Origin of the sequence: Acinetobacter sp. RIT698 (genome assembly GCF_009668065.1) — a bacterium.
Lineage (GTDB): Bacteria > Pseudomonadota > Gammaproteobacteria > Pseudomonadales > Moraxellaceae > Acinetobacter > Acinetobacter guillouiae.
The window spans coordinates 1-16,047 of the sequence record NZ_WJYH01000037.1 but is presented as its reverse complement, the minus strand read 5'-3'; the positions used below and the strand labels follow the sequence as shown (position 1 = coordinate 16,047).

General features: G+C 38.6%; 19 protein-coding genes. 10 read left to right on the top strand and 9 right to left on the bottom strand.

Annotation, left to right across the window (positions count from 1 at the left end; all coding sequences use genetic code 11):
- Positions 1-170 precede the first annotated feature (170 nt).
- From GJV03_RS15430 to GJV03_RS15415, 5 genes are all read left to right on the top strand, one after another.
- Complete coding sequence (locus GJV03_RS15430) at positions 171-1,388, top strand: sugar transporter (RefSeq protein WP_154130481.1); 1,218 nt, start codon at positions 171-173, stop codon at positions 1,386-1,388.
- 409 nt (positions 1,389-1,797) lie between these two features.
- On the top strand, positions 1,798-1,944 hold the full coding sequence (locus GJV03_RS21515) for a hypothetical protein (protein ID WP_171501865.1): 147 nt from the start codon (positions 1,798-1,800) through the stop codon (positions 1,942-1,944).
- Between the two features lie 190 nt (positions 1,945-2,134).
- On the top strand, positions 2,135-2,674 hold the full coding sequence (locus tag GJV03_RS15425; protein WP_004718970.1) for a cysteine hydrolase family protein: 540 nt from the start codon (positions 2,135-2,137) through the stop codon (positions 2,672-2,674).
- Between the two features lie 291 nt (positions 2,675-2,965).
- Positions 2,966-3,931, top strand: coding sequence for a TerC family protein (locus tag GJV03_RS15420; RefSeq protein WP_004718969.1), 966 nt, complete (start codon positions 2,966-2,968; stop codon positions 3,929-3,931).
- A gap of 82 nt (positions 3,932-4,013) precedes the next feature.
- The gene (locus tag GJV03_RS15415; RefSeq protein WP_154130480.1) at positions 4,014-4,415 is read left to right on the top strand and encodes a hypothetical protein; all 402 of its coding nucleotides are present in this window, start codon (positions 4,014-4,016) and stop codon (positions 4,413-4,415) included.
- Here the strand turns inward: GJV03_RS15415 and GJV03_RS15410 are convergent.
- Positions 4,412-4,978: a nucleotidyltransferase family protein gene (locus GJV03_RS15410; RefSeq protein WP_154130479.1), complete on the bottom strand. Its 567-nt coding sequence runs from the start codon at positions 4,976-4,978 to the stop codon at positions 4,412-4,414. The genes GJV03_RS15415 and GJV03_RS15410 overlap by 4 nt on opposite strands.
- A 243-nt stretch (positions 4,979-5,221) precedes the next feature.
- Between GJV03_RS15410 and guaD the strand changes: the two genes are divergently transcribed.
- The 3 genes from guaD to GJV03_RS15395 all read left to right on the top strand — a co-directional run bounded on the left by guaD (position 5,222) and on the right by GJV03_RS15395 (position 7,763).
- Entirely contained in the window at positions 5,222-6,553 is a 1,332-nt protein-coding gene (guaD, locus tag GJV03_RS15405; RefSeq protein WP_154130478.1) for a guanine deaminase, read from the top strand.
- 232 nt (positions 6,554-6,785) lie between these two features.
- On the top strand, positions 6,786-7,313 hold the full coding sequence (gene hpt, locus GJV03_RS15400) for a hypoxanthine phosphoribosyltransferase (RefSeq protein ID WP_004718958.1): 528 nt from the start codon (positions 6,786-6,788) through the stop codon (positions 7,311-7,313).
- 198 nt (positions 7,314-7,511) lie between these two features.
- Complete coding sequence (locus GJV03_RS15395) at positions 7,512-7,763, top strand: GlsB/YeaQ/YmgE family stress response membrane protein (protein ID WP_004718955.1); 252 nt, start codon at positions 7,512-7,514, stop codon at positions 7,761-7,763.
- Between the two features lie 68 nt (positions 7,764-7,831).
- Here the strand turns inward: GJV03_RS15395 and GJV03_RS15390 are convergent, their stop codons facing one another.
- Positions 7,832-8,533, bottom strand: a complete 702-nt coding sequence (locus tag GJV03_RS15390) for a DsbC family protein (RefSeq protein WP_154130477.1) — start codon at positions 8,531-8,533, stop codon at positions 7,832-7,834.
- A gap of 156 nt (positions 8,534-8,689) precedes the next feature.
- Positions 8,690-9,652 carry a CDF family Co(II)/Ni(II) efflux transporter DmeF gene (dmeF, locus tag GJV03_RS15385; protein ID WP_154130476.1) on the bottom strand — a complete coding sequence of 321 codons (963 nt, stop codon included), beginning with the start codon at positions 9,650-9,652 and terminating at the stop codon, positions 8,690-8,692.
- An 87-nt stretch (positions 9,653-9,739) separates the two neighbouring features.
- On the opposite strand from dmeF, the gene GJV03_RS15380 reads away from it, so the two are divergent.
- Together GJV03_RS15380 and GJV03_RS15375 are read left to right on the top strand one after the other, a co-directional pair.
- Positions 9,740-10,006 carry a metal/formaldehyde-sensitive transcriptional repressor gene (locus tag GJV03_RS15380; protein WP_004818177.1) on the top strand — a complete coding sequence of 89 codons (267 nt, stop codon included), beginning with the start codon at positions 9,740-9,742 and terminating at the stop codon, positions 10,004-10,006.
- Positions 10,007-10,167: 161 nt separating this feature from the next.
- Positions 10,168-11,337 (top strand): MFS transporter, encoded by a 1,170-nt coding sequence (locus GJV03_RS15375; RefSeq protein ID WP_154130475.1) that lies wholly within the window; start codon positions 10,168-10,170, stop codon positions 11,335-11,337.
- A 44-nt stretch (positions 11,338-11,381) separates the two neighbouring features.
- Here the strand turns inward: GJV03_RS15375 and GJV03_RS15370 are convergent, their stop codons facing one another.
- From GJV03_RS15370 to rpmH, 6 genes are all read right to left on the bottom strand, one after another.
- Positions 11,382-11,744, bottom strand: coding sequence for a NirD/YgiW/YdeI family stress tolerance protein (locus tag GJV03_RS15370; protein WP_004818181.1), 363 nt, complete (start codon positions 11,742-11,744; stop codon positions 11,382-11,384).
- Positions 11,745-11,883: 139 nt separating this feature from the next.
- Complete coding sequence (mnmE, locus tag GJV03_RS15365; protein WP_034613331.1) at positions 11,884-13,248, bottom strand: tRNA uridine-5-carboxymethylaminomethyl(34) synthesis GTPase MnmE; 1,365 nt, start codon at positions 13,246-13,248, stop codon at positions 11,884-11,886.
- Positions 13,249-13,337: 89 nt separating this feature from the next.
- Entirely contained in the window at positions 13,338-15,077 is a 1,740-nt protein-coding gene (gene yidC, locus GJV03_RS15360; protein WP_004718941.1) for a membrane protein insertase YidC, read from the bottom strand.
- Between the two features lie 5 nt (positions 15,078-15,082).
- Positions 15,083-15,403: a membrane protein insertion efficiency factor YidD gene (yidD, locus tag GJV03_RS15355; protein WP_154130474.1), complete on the bottom strand. Its 321-nt coding sequence runs from the start codon at positions 15,401-15,403 to the stop codon at positions 15,083-15,085.
- Between the two features lie 9 nt (positions 15,404-15,412).
- Positions 15,413-15,805, bottom strand: coding sequence for a ribonuclease P protein component (gene rnpA, locus GJV03_RS15350; RefSeq protein WP_004718937.1), 393 nt, complete (start codon positions 15,803-15,805; stop codon positions 15,413-15,415).
- A 33-nt stretch (positions 15,806-15,838) separates the two neighbouring features.
- A complete protein-coding gene (gene rpmH, locus GJV03_RS15345) occupies positions 15,839-15,973 on the bottom strand; it encodes a 50S ribosomal protein L34 (RefSeq protein WP_000831329.1) in 135 nt (44 codons plus the stop codon).
- Positions 15,974-16,047: the final 74 nt, after the last annotated feature.

The following is a 16,047-nucleotide window of genomic DNA, read 5'->3' as shown; positions in this document are numbered from 1 at the left end:
TATTTACTCTTATATACGTTTAAATTTATAGGCCTATTCAAAATGCCATAACTATATTTGAATTATTGTTAAATTTTGTCTGACAGTTTTATTTTTGATACAACAAACTTAGCTTAACTTTATCCACAATTCAGCCTAAAATTTAGTGCTAACCTCTTTTAATATTGACCATGTCTGCCTTATCTCCCCAAACTCCAGCACCACAATCTGCCCCCAGTGAATCCCAGCAATGGATCAGTGTGATTAGCCTTGCTTTCGCAGCATTTATTTTCAATACCACAGAATTCGTTCCTGTTGCTTTGCTGAGTGACATTGGAAAAAGCTTTGCGATGCCTGCAACTGATGTTGGTATCATGATTACTCTATATGCATGGGTTGTTGCACCCATTTCATTGCCGATCATGTTATTGACCAAAAATATTGAACGGCGCTTTTTACTGATCATTCTATTTATGGTTTTTGTGGCCAGTCATGCATTATCTTATTTTGCATGGAGTTTCGATGTACTCTTGATCAGTCGAATTGGTATCGCATTTTCTCATGCTTTATTTTGGTCAATCACTGCATCACTGGCAGTGCGAGTCGCACCCAAAGGTAAAGAATTTCAAGCTTTGGGGCTATTGGCCACAGGTACAGCATTGGCGATGGTTTTAGGTATTCCATTTGGACGAATGATTGGTGAATCTTATGGTTGGCGTAATACTTTCGCTTTAATTGCAATTGGTGCGGCTATAGTTTGCGTCATCTTAGCCAAAACATTGCCACGCTTACCGAGCGTCAATTCAGGCTCTCTGAGTAGTTTAAAGGTATTTTTAAAACGCCCAAGCCTGATGATTGTTTTTGCTCTAACCATTATTGTGATTACCGCGCAATTTACCGCATACAGTTATATCGAACCTTTTGCTTTGAATGTTGCGCATTTTAGCTCGACACAGACCACAACCTTATTATTGATCTATGGCGCAGCGGGTTTCTTTGGCTCTTATTTATTCGGTAAATTTGCCAAAAAATATCCAAAATTTCCGATACCGTTAAGTAGTGCGATATTGGCTGTTTCGATGTTATTGTTGACTTCACTGAGTACTGATTTTACCAGTTTTAGTCTACTGAGTTTATTTTGGGGCATGGCGATTATTTGCTTTAGCTTAGCTCAACAAGCCAAAACCTTAGCTTTAGCTTCTGATGCCACTGATGTCGCAATGGCGATTTATTCAGGGCTCTATAATGTGGGTATTGGTGGCGGCGCTTTGCTTGGTGGCCTAGTGACCACCAGTTATGGGCTCAATCATATCGGCATCGTTGGCGGTATAATCGCTGTTCTTGGGACCCTGTTAGCTTTAGTGCTTGTACAACGTAAAGATTTTATTCAAAAAAATAGGGTCTGTTGACAATTCGTCTACGTTTGCGACTACGCGTGTTTTTTAGGCGATACTAGGCGCGAAATACGAAATTTAGTCATTCTAAATAATGAGAAACATCGTTTCGCAAGGTAACACGTAGCGGCAAAAAAAACACTAGTCCCGAAGGGTTGTGGTTAAAATTATCTCAGCCTTCGTTATGAAACTCGAAAATAGACCCACTATTCTCTTCGTTTAATGCCTTGCCTGCTCAATTTTAACCTACAACGCAAGCCATTTATGAAATGCCAACAGACCCTAAATATCTTTTTACAAGTTTTAAAGTGACATGCTGAGTTAAAAACTTTAATTTGATAAAAGTTAACTTGGCTTTGCTTTAAGGTCAAAAAAGACATCGTGCGAACAGTAAAGGTGTATGTAAGTATTAAGGAGCAATTCGATGGCATTGACCACCTCACCCAAGGAAAAACCGAATACTTCAGAAAAGCCTCGAGTCTTGACCCAATCTGAGATCACAGCACTACGACAAGACATGAAGCAGTCAATTGCGTGGGCACAAGCTGAACTGCGCCGTCGACACAATTAACCCAGTGCGGACGTAAAGTCCGATATAGGCAATAACTGCAATGCAACCAATCATTTTATTTAAATTATTAACCACCACACTGCATCGGCAGTGTGGACGTATACATTAAAATAAAATGTAGAAACCAACCCTGCCAATGAGCGGGGTTATTTTTTGCTCCGTGATTTGGTCAATATTTACGGAGAAACTCATGTCTGAGTATCACAATAAACAAGCCTTACTCGTTATTGATCTACAAAATGGCCTATTTCATGCACAGCATCCTCCATTTCAAGCTGATCAATTGTTGAAAAACGTCAATCAGCTCATTGAATATGCGCGTGTTAAACACATTCCGATTTTTGCGATACGTCATGTTGGTTTAGCTGGCACAGGACTCGCACCAAATAGTCCAATGACTCAACTCATTGCTGAATTAAATATTGATCCCAATACAGATTACATCTTAGAAAAAACACGGCCAAATTGCTTTTTCCAAACAGATTTATCACAACAACTAGAATCTTTAAATGTTGAAGAAGTGATCATCTGTGGTTTAAAAACTGAATTTTGTATCGATAGCACAAGCCGTGCAGCAAAAGACTTAAATTATAAAGTGACATTAATTTCAGATGCGCACAGCACAATAGATTCAAAGGTTCTCAATGCTGACCGTATTATTCAGCATCATAATTCAACGCTCAATCAAGCTTTTGTTGCACTAAAAACCAGCGCTGAATTTTGTACATAAAATAAACTACATAAAAATACATTCAAAATTTGCACATTTTTAATAAATATGCGATTCTCACTAGATATTAAGAAATGAAAGATTTCTTACACAGTATATTGAACAAGGGGAGTAGCCTCCTTTATCAGAATATCGTCATTACGCTTTGAAAAAAGCCGGTATCTGAGCATTTGAGATTGATGTACATAACTCAAATGTAGGCAAGACCTTGATCATGTTGACACAGATGTTTAATCATCTGGCAACAGGTCAAGGTTTTTTTATGCCTGATTGCCAGATTCGGAGAGTTTTATGGAAACTATTGGCAATCCATGGCTGTATCTAGCGTTCTTCGCTATTGTTATTGTCATGCTACTGATCGACTTTTTAGGCTTTAAACAAAAAGAAGGGCAAGAAGTCAAAATTAAAACTGCTGCCTACTGGAGCATTGCATGGGTCAGTGTTGCAGCGTTATTTGGTGGTGGTTTATGGCTGTATCTACAACAAACCGCGGGTGTTTCAATTGCCAATAGCAAAGTCATGGAATACTTTGCAGGTTATCTACTTGAAAAATCATTAGCGATCGACAATGTCTTTGTCTGGTTGATGATCTTTGCTGCATTTGCGATTCCACAAGGCTTACAACGTAAAATTCTGCTCTATGGTGTATTAGGTGCAATTATTTTACGTACCATCTTTATTTTTATTGGCGCATGGTTCGTTCAAGAATTCTCTTGGGTGCTTTATCTCTTTGGTGCTTTCTTGGTTTATACAGGCTACAAATTCCTTAAAGGACAGGATGAAGAAGAAACCAATATCGAAGATATGGCTATTCTAAAGTGGTTGCGTAAACACATGCGAATCACCCCAAAATTAGAAGGTGCTCAATTCTTTGTTCGTCAAAATGGCGTGTTGTGGGCAACCCCGTTATTCCTAGTCTTAATTTTAGTTGAAGCTTCCGATGTGATCTTCGCGGTCGATTCTATTCCAGCGATTTTTGCGGTGACCAGTGACCCATTTATTGTCTTAACTGCAAATTTAATGGCGATCTTAGGTCTACGTGCAATGTTCTTCTTGTTGTCGGGTGCCGCGTCTAAGATGCATTATTTGCCTTATGGCCTAGGCATCATCTTAGTCTTCATTGGCTTTAAAATGTTAATGCTGGATGTCTTCCATATGCCGATTTGGATTTCGTTAGGTTTCATTGTGATTGTCTTGGCAATTACCGCTTGGCTCTCTATTCGCCATAGCAAAAAGCACCATGAAACAACCTTGTAAACACTAGATAAAGCCTTCCAATTGGAAGGCTTTTTTATGACCAATAATACTCAACGATTTAAATCAGATTAAAAGGACCAAAATGAGCAATGCATGTTTAACCATCAATTTTAAAACAAAACGTGTCTGTATAGACGGCAAAGTCATTGGTCTAGTAATGGTGCAGCAAGGTGAATTTCATGCACAATTTGATCAACAAAAAACAGAGTGGAAAATAACTTTAGGATTTACATTATTTGGACATTATGGAAATGAAATCTTTATCCATCAGTATAGGCGAGGTTTAGCATTTTCAATTATTTTAGCGACACATGATGGTCATTTATTGGATTCTGATATTGTTAAGAAACTGAAAAATAAACATCAACTCAATCTCCAAATACAACATCAAACGAAGATTTCAATTTTAGACACCCCATGGTCATCTGTTGTCTTGGAGTATGATCTTCACTATGGTTTGATTAATTTAAATCTGATCCCCTAATCATCCACAACAAGCAGCTTTTCCCATCTGGTTAAAAACTGTTTAGCCTGAATCCGTGCTAAAAAAACTGGATAACTGACCAAACGTTTATTCCATCTCAATTTTAATTCAAACAAATCATTTAGCCCAAACGGCGCAATAATTTCGATATCATCATTTTCAAGTAAACGTACTGCAATTGCGGTTGCCGTTTCAACCCATACGGATAAAGCATCGAATAAGGATTGGTATTGAGGGATAGAGTTTGCATCATCTGTTTTATACCACAAATGCACATAGGCTTGATTGACCACATCCCATTCATTATTAGGAAATTTTTGCTTTAACAATTCAGTCAAATGTTGTTCTTTAAGGCCTTGTTGATCATTTAAATCATAGAAAATGACATCGATTTCAATCTGATCAAATCCATAACTCTGATGATGTAAAATAGACCATACCAAGTTACGAATTACACCTGCACTCAAGTATGCATGTGCATGAATATCTCGCAAATACTGTAACCGAAGCATCAATTCAGGACATGAATAGATGATCTGTTTTAACTGTCGGGTATGATCCATTGTTGTCTTATTTCACCATTTTCCAAGACTGTAGTGATTGTTGCTATCAAGATAAACTCACAATATAGAATATGCCTTTAGCCACTAATTTTAGTTATATTTCGATAAAAACGTCACTGTGCTAAAACAATAAAAAATAACGTTATTCAATTTTTTAGTATGCTTTCGTGCAAAACTGCATACAGCATCTGATACAAATTTCAGGTACAATCAATCGAAAAAAGGATAAATTGCAGGTTCTACATGTCTTGTGTTGTACAGAAAACAGCGGTTCGTGGGCGTTTTCTTGATATTAAAAATACCGTTTCTCAAGCAGCTCAAATATTAGATCAAGTTCGTTATATCGAAGATGGTTTACTGATCACAGAGCAAGGCAAAATCACATGGTTTGGCCCTTGGGAAGATGCACAGTCTCACCTGACAGATGATATTCAAATTGATCACTACCCAGAACAACTGATTGTGCCTGGTTTTATTGACACCCATATTCATTTTCCACAAACAGAAATGGTGGGTGCATATGGTGAACAACTTTTAGAATGGTTAAATACCTATACTTTTCCAACAGAAATTCAGTTTGCAGATAAAACCTATGCCGACAAAATCGCACAGTTTTTTGTCCAAGAATTACTTAAAAATGGCACCACGACAGCACTGGTTTTTTGTACGGTACATCCCCAATCAGTCGATGCCTTATTTGAAGCGGCAGAACAGCATCAGATGCGTTTAATCGCAGGTAAAGTCATGATGGACCGTCATGCACCTGAAGCACTGACAGATACTGCTGAAAGCGCATATATTGACTCTAAAGCACTGATTGAAAAATGGCATGGTAAAGGTCGTAACCTATATGCCATTACTCCGCGTTTTGCTCCAACCTCTACACCTGCGCAATTGGCAAAAGCAGGGCAGTTAAAAGCAGAGTATCCAACGGTATATGTGCATACCCATCTTAGTGAAAATAAAAATGAAATTGCATGGGTCAAAGACTTATTCCCAGAGCAGAAAGGTTATCTGGATGTCTATCACCACTATGGTTTAACAGGAGAGCGTTCTGTTTTTGCACATTGTGTTCATTTAGAAGAGCATGAGTGGGATTGCATGCATGCAACTGATTCAGCGATTGCATTTTGCCCGACATCAAACTTATTTTTGGGAAGTGGTTTATTCCCATTAAAAAAATCTTGGGAAAAACAGGTCAAAGTCGGCTTAGGAACTGATATTGGTGCAGGAACAGCCTTTTGCCAATTACAAACCCTCAATGAAGCCTACAAAGTGCAACAACTCCAAGGTGATAAACTTTCGGCAATGGAATCACTTTACCATGCAACGCTTGGTGGAGCGAAAGCGCTGCATTTGGATGCGCAATTGGGCAATTTCAATATCGGTAAAGAAGCCGATTTTGTTGTGCTAGATTTAAAAGCAACGGCGCTACAACAACTGCGTCAGGAACGTGCTAAAAACATAGACGATGCATTATTTGCCTTATTTACCATGGGGGATGATCGCAATATTCAAGCCACCTATATTTATGGACAAAAAGCCTATGAGCAAAACCAAACAAAAACCGCGTAAATCAAAGAAAAAACTGATTTTGATTGGTACAGTTTTTGTGATCTGTGCGTTCGTTTTAAAACGTGATGCACATTGATCATTTCGGCTTAAATTAGGGCATTTACATTTTCAAATGTCAAAAAAGATGCATCTTGATCTGATATGTTTTAAAATTATGCCATCTTTTAGGGTGTTGCTAGTCAACACCTTTTTTAATTTTAGAATTTGATGTTTAGGTTTTTAGGTATTTCCCATGACTATTGAAATGAAAGTGATGATTTCTGCTGAAGAAATTCATGCAAAAGTTCAGGAACTTGGTAAAAAAATTGATGCGCATTATGCCAATAGCGATAAAGAGCTTGTCTTAATTGGTTTATTGCGTGGTTCAGTGATTTTTATGGCTGATTTATGTCGTGCAATCAGTAAGACTCATGAACTCGATTTTATGACCGTTTCAAGCTATGGTGGCAGTACAACATCTTCTCGTGATGTCAGAATCCTCAAAGATTTAGACGGCGAAATTCGCGGTAAAGATATCTTAGTCGTAGAAGATATTATTGACTCTGGCAATACCTTAAGCAAAGTATTGGAAATTTTAAGTACACGTCACCCCAACTCGATCGAGCTGTGTACTTTAGTCAGCAAACCGTCTCGCCGTGAAATCGACTTAGATGTGAAATTTCTTGGCTTTGAAGTTGAAGATAAATTCATTGTGGGCTATGGCTTAGACTATGATCAAAAATATCGTCACATTCCATTTATTGGAGAAATTGGTCTTTAATTGAGACCTCATCACATCATTTTAACTAAAATGAGTTAAGCGACTTCGGTCGCTTTTTTTATTTTTTTAGCTGTTGTAGTGAACAAAAATGCAACAACTTGTAGCAAATAAGCGCTTTTACTTCACTAGAGAATATTTGATTATTAAACTAATTCGATGCAGTAACTCACGACAAAATAAAGAAAAAGGAGAAAGATTATGATGTCACTGATTAGTGCAATTGTGATTGGTTTTATTGCAGGTTTGATTGCACGTGCAATTCACCCAGGTGATGATAAAGCTGGCTTCATTGTAACAACAGCACTCGGTATTGTAGGTTCATTGGTTGCAACCTATGGAGGTCAATTACTCGGCCTATATCCAAAAGGTGCATCAGCTGGATTTATTGCCTCAGTCATTGGTGCAATAGTGGTACTCTTTATCTATAACATGATTGCCAAACGTACTTAAATTTTCTCCTCAATATAAAAAGCACCCTCGATGGGTGCTTTTTTACGCTATCAGTTTCTAAGCGCTGTTTATAATCCAAAATTTTTCCATATTTTCTCAATTTCTTCGGCAGGGTAGGCACCCATCACCTTATAACCATTTGAGAAAATAATTGCAGGTGTTCCATGCAAACCTAATTTTTTACCCAATTCCAAATTACGCTCGATGGGTGTTGCACAATTTGCTGGTGCAGTTGGTTTGATCCCATTTTGAATCAAATTTTTCCATGCATATTCTTTATTTGCAGAACACCATACTTGCTTAGATGGCAAAATCGATTGTGCTTTGATGGAATAGATAAATGTATAAATTGTCACATCATTGAGCTTGGCTAAATTCCCTTCAAGCGTCTTGCAATATGGGCAATTTGGGTCAGAAAAGATTGCAAGCTGACGCTTACCATTCCCCCTGACTGTTTTTACAGCATCATTCAAAGGTAATGCTTTAAAATCTATCGTATTTCCTTTAACTGCTAAATCTTTGGTTAAATTATGCTGATCTTTCAAACGAATCATTGAACCAATAAATAAATGCTGAGCATCCTCATTGACATAAACAATTTGACTATCCAAGGTCCCACTATATAAACCCTGCATTTCTGTTGTTTGCAGGTTATTAATTTTTACATTGGGATACTGCTGTGCTAATTTTGCTTTCACAGTCTCAACACTGGCAAAACCAGCTGTACAAAAAGCCAGACTTAAGCTCAATGCGATAAATTGCTTTAACATAAATCGATAAAATCAAAATAAATATTGAGATGCATTAAAGCATAATTCATCAGCTGACTTGTTTAAAAACTGTGATTGATCCTTATCTCTGTTCGCAATTGTTCTCTACCGATCACAGTACCTTGAACTGTTAAAAAAACTGTACTTTATTCTTGCTCAGGTTTCACGTGAAACCCAGCTAAACATCGCGGTTTTGTTGATTTCAACAGAAATATGCACCAATTGTTTATGAATAGATAAAGCGTGGCGTACCTGATCAGCATTTAAATTTTTATCATTGGATTCAAGCGCTAAAATCACTGAAAATTTGGCTTTAGCGACTTTCCATACATGAATATCGGTTATTTTTGCTTCAGCATTTAGATGCTCAATCACTTCACGTACTTCATCGACTACAGGATGATCCATTTCCGCATCTAATAATGTTTGCGCCGTTTCTTTGATTAAACCATATAACCAACGTCCGACTAAAATTGCCCCAACAATACCCAATACAGCATCCAAAAAGTCCCACCCCAAATACTTTGCAGCAAAAAGAGCAATAATCGCCAAGACAGAGGTCAGTGCATCTGCAACCACATGTAAAAACGCAGCTTTTTGATTTAAATCATGTCCATGATGGTCATTATGCGTATGTGAATGATGGTGATGGTGATGGTGATGGTCAGCATGATCGTGTAATAACCATGCACAAACCAAATTGACCAATAAGCCTAAAATAGCAATCAAAATCGCTTCATTATAATGAATCTGTACAGGATGGAATAAACGCACTAGCGACTGGAAGGCCATAAATAAGGCCACCACCATCAATAGAATTGCACTGCTATAGCCAGCAAGAATTTCAATTTTCCATGTGCCAAAACTAAAACGAGAATCCTGCGCATAATAACGAGCAGCTCGATAAGCAGCATAAGCCAAACCTAATGCCAGCATATGCGAACTCATATGCCAACCATCTGCGAGTAAGGCCATGGAATTAAAAATCCAGCCTCCCGCAATCTCAAAAATCATCATCAATCCAGTCAAAATGGTCGCCCATAAGATTTTCTTTTGTGCTAAAGGATTACCTTGATCAAATTGATGGCTATGCTTTCGCTGAATGGTTTTGAATTGCATGAGGCATGATCCTATATACTCTCCCTGAGTATATAATTTCAATTTAAAATATACTATAAGGGAGTATATAAAATAGCGGATTAATTTATGAGTCATTTACATCAAGATAAAAAAGTCCTCAATCGTGTGAAACGACTAAAAGGACAAATTCATGCGATTGAAGAAGCTTTGAATGATCAAAGCAGCTCATGTATCAGCGTTTTACAGCAAGTTGCGGCAATTAAAGGTGCCGTGAATGGTTTAATGAATGAATTGATTGAGCAGCATTTAACTGAGCATGTGATTAAAGACACTCAAGCCGTAGATGAAGCTGAATTACAAGAATTTTTAAAGCTGCTAAAACGCTATTCATAACTCAATTCACAGTCATCTATGCTTGAATGTTCAAGTTTCCATTGACCCTTTACTGATTAAGTTTTAATCTTTCCATACTCAATTCCTTCCATGCCGAACTTTGTATTGAACAGGTTTGGCATTTTTATCTGCAAAACATTTGCATTTGAAGTCCTATATTTATGAATCAACAATCATGGCGTTCATTTTTAATGATCAGCCTAGCCTTATGTATTGGTACGATTGGTACAGCGCTTGCTAGCCCCTTATATCCAATTTATCAACAACTTTGGCAATTACTCCCAAGCCAGATCACCTATATTTTCGTGGCCTATATGTTTGGTTGCTTAACCACATTATTATTTTTAGGACGTAGCAGTAATAGTTTTGGTTTTATTCGTACCTTACAAATCGGGCTATTGTTTGCTGTGGTTGGCTTAACACTGTCGGTGTTTGCATCAACCACCTATTTGCTTGGATTTGGGCGCTTTATCATTGGTATTGCCTCTGGATTGATCAGCACCTCCGCAATGTTAGGTTTAATTTATACCATTCCTGACTCACATAAACAGAATGCCGCACAGTTAAGTTCAATTATTACCGTGATTGGCTTTGGACTGGGCCCGTTTATTGGTGGCGCAATCGCACAATTTTCTGATCGCCCACTTGTCACACCTTATTTACCCGTAATTGTTGCAGCAATCATCAGTTTGATGAGTTTATTTACGATTAAAACCATGAGGTTTGAAAGGCAGCCATTTTCTATTGCACCCCACTTACAACTGCCAGAAGCTCAATTTAAAAAACTGTTTTATATCGCCAGTTTTACCGCATTCTGTGCTTTTGGCTCATTTAGTTTATTTGCTTCATTAGCACCTTCCTTTATTCGAGATGTGATTCCTTGGCATGGACCATTGGTCAGTGGTGCAACCATTGCCAGTATCTTAATGGTTTCTGCGATCGTCCAATTTATAGCAAAGTCTTTTGATATGCATAAAGCATTGAATACAGGCTTAGTCTTATTGATTTCCAGCTATATTATTTTATCGATCTGTATGACCATGCATTGGAGTTTCTTATTCTTTTTGAGTGTGGTTTTGGTCGGAATGGGGCATGGTTTAACGTTACTGAGTGCTTTTGCATTGATTCACCACATGACCAATGTTGAAAATCGGGCAGCTGTGGTTTCTACTTATTTGTTTATTGCCTATTTTGGCACCATTGTGCCGATCATTAGCGCAGGCTTTTTATCTGATCATTTTGGTTTAATGGTTGGTGTTTTAGGCTTTTGTGCAGGAATCGGTATCTTATGTATTTATTTATTGATCAGTCATTTAAAAATTAAAGCTTGATCAAATATCTAGGCGCACAGCGCCTAGATATTGGTTAAAAGCAATTATTGAATAATCTCAATTTTAACCACTTCTATATCAGTGGGTTTATAGCGGTGAGTATCGACTTCCCCCACAACTTTAACTTTGGTACCCGGTTTTAATTTTTTTAAATCGATAAGATCATCATCCACTTCGATCCCAATAGTTCCTGTGCTGTCTTTTAGCTCATAATGTTCATGTTTTATTTGACGAACAATTGTCCCCGTCAAGGTGACAGCTGTTTCATCATTGGCACGTATTGCTTGTCCAATGGTGATCTTGTTTTTGGCAGCTTCTTGAATAATCACATGATCATCTTTACCCGCCCAAACATTTGACGTCATCACTAAAACAGCAATCGCAAGCAATAAAGGAGTTTTTTTCATGAAAAGAAGCCTTTGTTGAATATGTAATTGATCTTACAGTAAACAATTCTAAGATTGATGTAAATTCAGCTTACAAAAGCACAACTTTTCATCAAAAAAAGCGGACTTATATCCTCTTTTAAGCTTTTAGAGTAAAGGATTATTTTCCAATACAGAACGAGCCAAAAATTACCCCTAATAGATCATCTGCACTAAAATCGCCTGTGATCTCAGCTAAGGCATTCTGTGCTAAACGTAACGATTCAGCGACCAGTTCACCCGCATGATAGACCTCAAGTTGCTCATGTGCTTCTGCAAGATAGTGCTGAGTACGCTTCATTGCGTCTAAATGGCGTGTCCGTGCAATAAAGGTATCTTCTTCAGGATGGAAGCCAGCATGCGCTGTAATCGCATCTATAAGCGCTTGTACGCCCATTTCCTGTTTGGCCGACACGCTAATATGGCGAAAACCTTGAAAATCACTTAATTCAGGTGATTGCGCAGTTAAATCACACTTATTACCAATCAACATCAAACGTTTAGTTTCTAAATGATCTTCAAAATAGCGCTGAGCCAATGCTAAAGGATTTTCGCCTTGGCTCAGGTCATAAACCAAAAGTAATAAATCCGCTTGCTCAATTTCTTTGATTGCTCGGCGAATGCCTTCTTTTTCGACCACATCACCTGTTTCACGTAAGCCCGCAGTATCGGTCAGTGTGATAGGCAAGCCATTTAAAGTAATTTTCTCATGCAGTACATCACGCGTCGTTCCTGCAATATCCGTAACAATGGCACGGTCATTTCCCGCCAAGGCATTCAATAACGAAGATTTACCCGCATTGGGCTTACCTGCAATCACCACTTGCAGACCTTCACGTAATAACTGCCCCTGACGCGCAGAGTGTTGTACAGCAGAGACTGAAGCCTGCACATCTTCAAGTAGATGAAGAATTTTTCCATCTGCCAAAAAGTCGATTTCCTCTTCAGGAAAATCAATCGCCGCTTCAACATGCAAACGTAAATGAATCAGTTTTTCCAATACAGTATTCACTTTATTGGAAAATGCACCTTGCAAAGAACGTACTGCAGAACGCGCAGCGGCTTGTGAAGTTGCATCAATTAAATCTGCAATCGCTTCAGCTTGAACCAAGTCCATTTTGCCATTTTCAAAGGCTCGCATGGAAAACTCGCCTGCTTTGGCGGCAATAGCACCCAGCTCGAACAATCGTGCAAGAAGTGCATTTTGAATTACAGGACCACCATGTCCCTGCAATTCCACCACATCTTCACCCGTAAACGAGTTTGGATTTGGAAAGCAAATTGCTAGCCCCTCATCCATCACTTCACCTTTTTCATCAAAAAACTGACGAAAGCCAGCAAAGCGCGCTTGGGGAAGCGCTTTTTGAGTTAAAGCTTGTGCAATCGCATAAGCCTTAGGACCAGATAGACGAATCACACCTACACCACCACGTCCAGGTGGAGTCGCAATTGCTGCAATTGTGGTTTGGCTTACAGGGTTACTCATCTAAATTACTCAAACTTTGACAATAAAAAAATCCGCCTAAGATTACCATCTTAAGCGGATTTTTTCAGCTATTGCTTAATCTATGAAGATTAAACCACTTCGCTTGCGACTTTGGCTTTAGCAACATTTTTGTTGATAAACCATTGTTGCAGAATCGTGATCGAGTTGTTCACAATCCAGTATAAAACCAAGCCAGAAGGGAAGAACAGCATAAATACTGTAAACATGATCGGCATGATTTTGAAGACTTTAGCTTGCATTGGATCAGTAGGTTGTGGGTTCAACATTTGTTGAACAAACATCGTTACACCCATGATCAACGGCAGTATAAACCAAGGATCCATTGCAGATAAATCTTGAATCCAAAGCATCCATGGTGCATGACGAAGCTCTACAGATTCCATCAATACCCAATACAATGCTAAGAAGATTGGCATTTGCAACAACAATGGTAAACAACCCGCAAGTGGATTGACTTGCTCACGTTTGTAAAGCGCCATCATTTCTTGTGAGAAACGCATGCGGTCTTCACCAAACTCTTCTTTCATGCGTTGCATTTCAGGTGCAATCACACGCATTTTCGCCATAGAGCGATAGCTCTTAGACGACAAAGGCCAAAGAATAAGCTTAACCAATACAGTCAATAATATAATTGACCAGCCCCAGTTACCTACAAGATTATGGAAGAACTGTAAACCAGCAAATAATAATTTTGCAATTGGCCATAACCAACCATAGTCTACAGTTTGGTTTAAACCAACAGCCAAGTCTTTTAATTCAGATTGAATTTTTGGACCTGAGTAGAACGTTGCATCAATGCTCATTGCTTTTCCAGCTGGAACATTGATGGTTGGAGAAGTAAATCCGATGATATTCATACCATCTGCAGATTTACGAGATTCCAATTTTGCTGTGTATTCTTGACCGCCAAAATGACCAGGCATCCAAGCACTTACAAAATAATGCTGAACAATCGCAACCCATCCGCCTTTTGCTTCAGTGTTGAGTTTTTCATCAGTAAAATTTGCAAATTTTAGCTTGTTATAATGCTCATCAGGTGTACCCCAAGCGCCACCCAAATATGTTCCAAGTGTAAAAATCCCTTGAGAGGTTTTTCCTGGATCATCTGAGTTATCACGCTTAATTTGACCAAACATTTGTCCTTGCCAATTTTGCGCACTACGGTTGACAACCTGATAGCTCACATCGATTGGATATTGACCTTGTTTAAAGGTAAATGTTTTGATGATTTCAACGCCATCTGCTGTTTTAAATACCATTGGTACAGCTAAAACTTGCGATGTTTTTCCATCTTTGTCTTTGGCTGCTTTGGCATCTGCAATAGTATAAGCAGTTTTTTCAAACGCATAGTTTGGACGATCTGGCTTACTGTCCGGACCATTCAATCCAATTAACCCAGATTGCGCAACATAGGTACGTTTTGCATCACTTTCAAGCATAACAAAAGGCTGATCACTGTCTTTGCTCTTGTCATGATTCAGTAATTCAATACGAACAATATCACCACCTTTAGGACTAATCCAAAGATGATAAAGGTCAGTTTGTACTGAAATCAATTGTTGATTTGCTGTGGCTGGTGCAGCTGTATTCTGTTGTGCAGCAGCTATATTTGCTTGTGGAACATCGCTAGTGGCCGCAGTTGCTTGACCTTTTGGCAGATCGGCAGACACATCATGCGCTACAACAGCCTGCGGTGTCGCAGCCTTCGATGTATTGTCATGACCATAGTCTTTTTGCCAAGCCAAAATGAGCAAATATGCGGTGACTAACATGGCCCCAAGGATTGCAAACCTGGCCCATTGTTGCATATCTATTACCCCAAGTGGTTAGAGTGATTTTGGTTCAATAAACGTTCACGCAAGGGTACAGGAACATGAAGCGTTTGAGAATCTATTTGCTGAAATGAAATAAAACGAATTGTTTTTTTTGGCACAGGATCATAACCATACTCACCCCAAGGATGACAACGACACACGCGTTTGGTCGCTAACCAGCTACCTTTTAATGCGCCGTGCGTATGGATCGCTTCTAACGAATATTGAGAACAAGTCGGAATATAACGACAACGAGGTCCAATGAGAGGACTAATCGCAATTTGATAGAAACGAATCAACCAATGCAATAAACGAATCATTGGTATCCTCTATTTTTGAGGGGAAGATTGAGCTATTTTATGGTGCTTTTTAACGATGCGCTGCAATTTCAACCAAGCAAATTGTAATTGCTGAAAAAGCTCAGCATTTGGAACTGCTTCTATACCAACTTTAGGCATCACCACAATATCCAATAAATCTATATTTTGCTGGTTTAAGCGAAAACTTTCACGCGTTAAACGTTTTATTCGATTTCTTTCATGCGCACGGCGCACTTTCTTCTTTGCAACAACAATACCCAAACGGCTTTTAGGCTGTTCGGTAACTTTTGCTAAGAATATAAAATGGGGTTGATGCACTTTAAAAAGCGCACCATCAAATACATCTTTGTAATCAGCAGCGCAGTGGATTCTCACCTCTGGACTGAAACTATAAAGAGACATAACACCCAAGTCGTCTATCAACTGTCTAAAAAATTAAACAGTTAAACTATGACGGCCTTTTGCACGACGGCGAGCTAATACTTGACGACCAGCCTTAGTAGCCATACGAGCACGGAAACCATGAACACGCTTGCGCTTTAATTCAGATGGTTGGAATGTACGTTTCATATCGAAACTCCAAAATTGATCTTTTCTAAAGGTTCGCGATTGTATTGTGCATTCTTTATTCTGTCAATAAATAT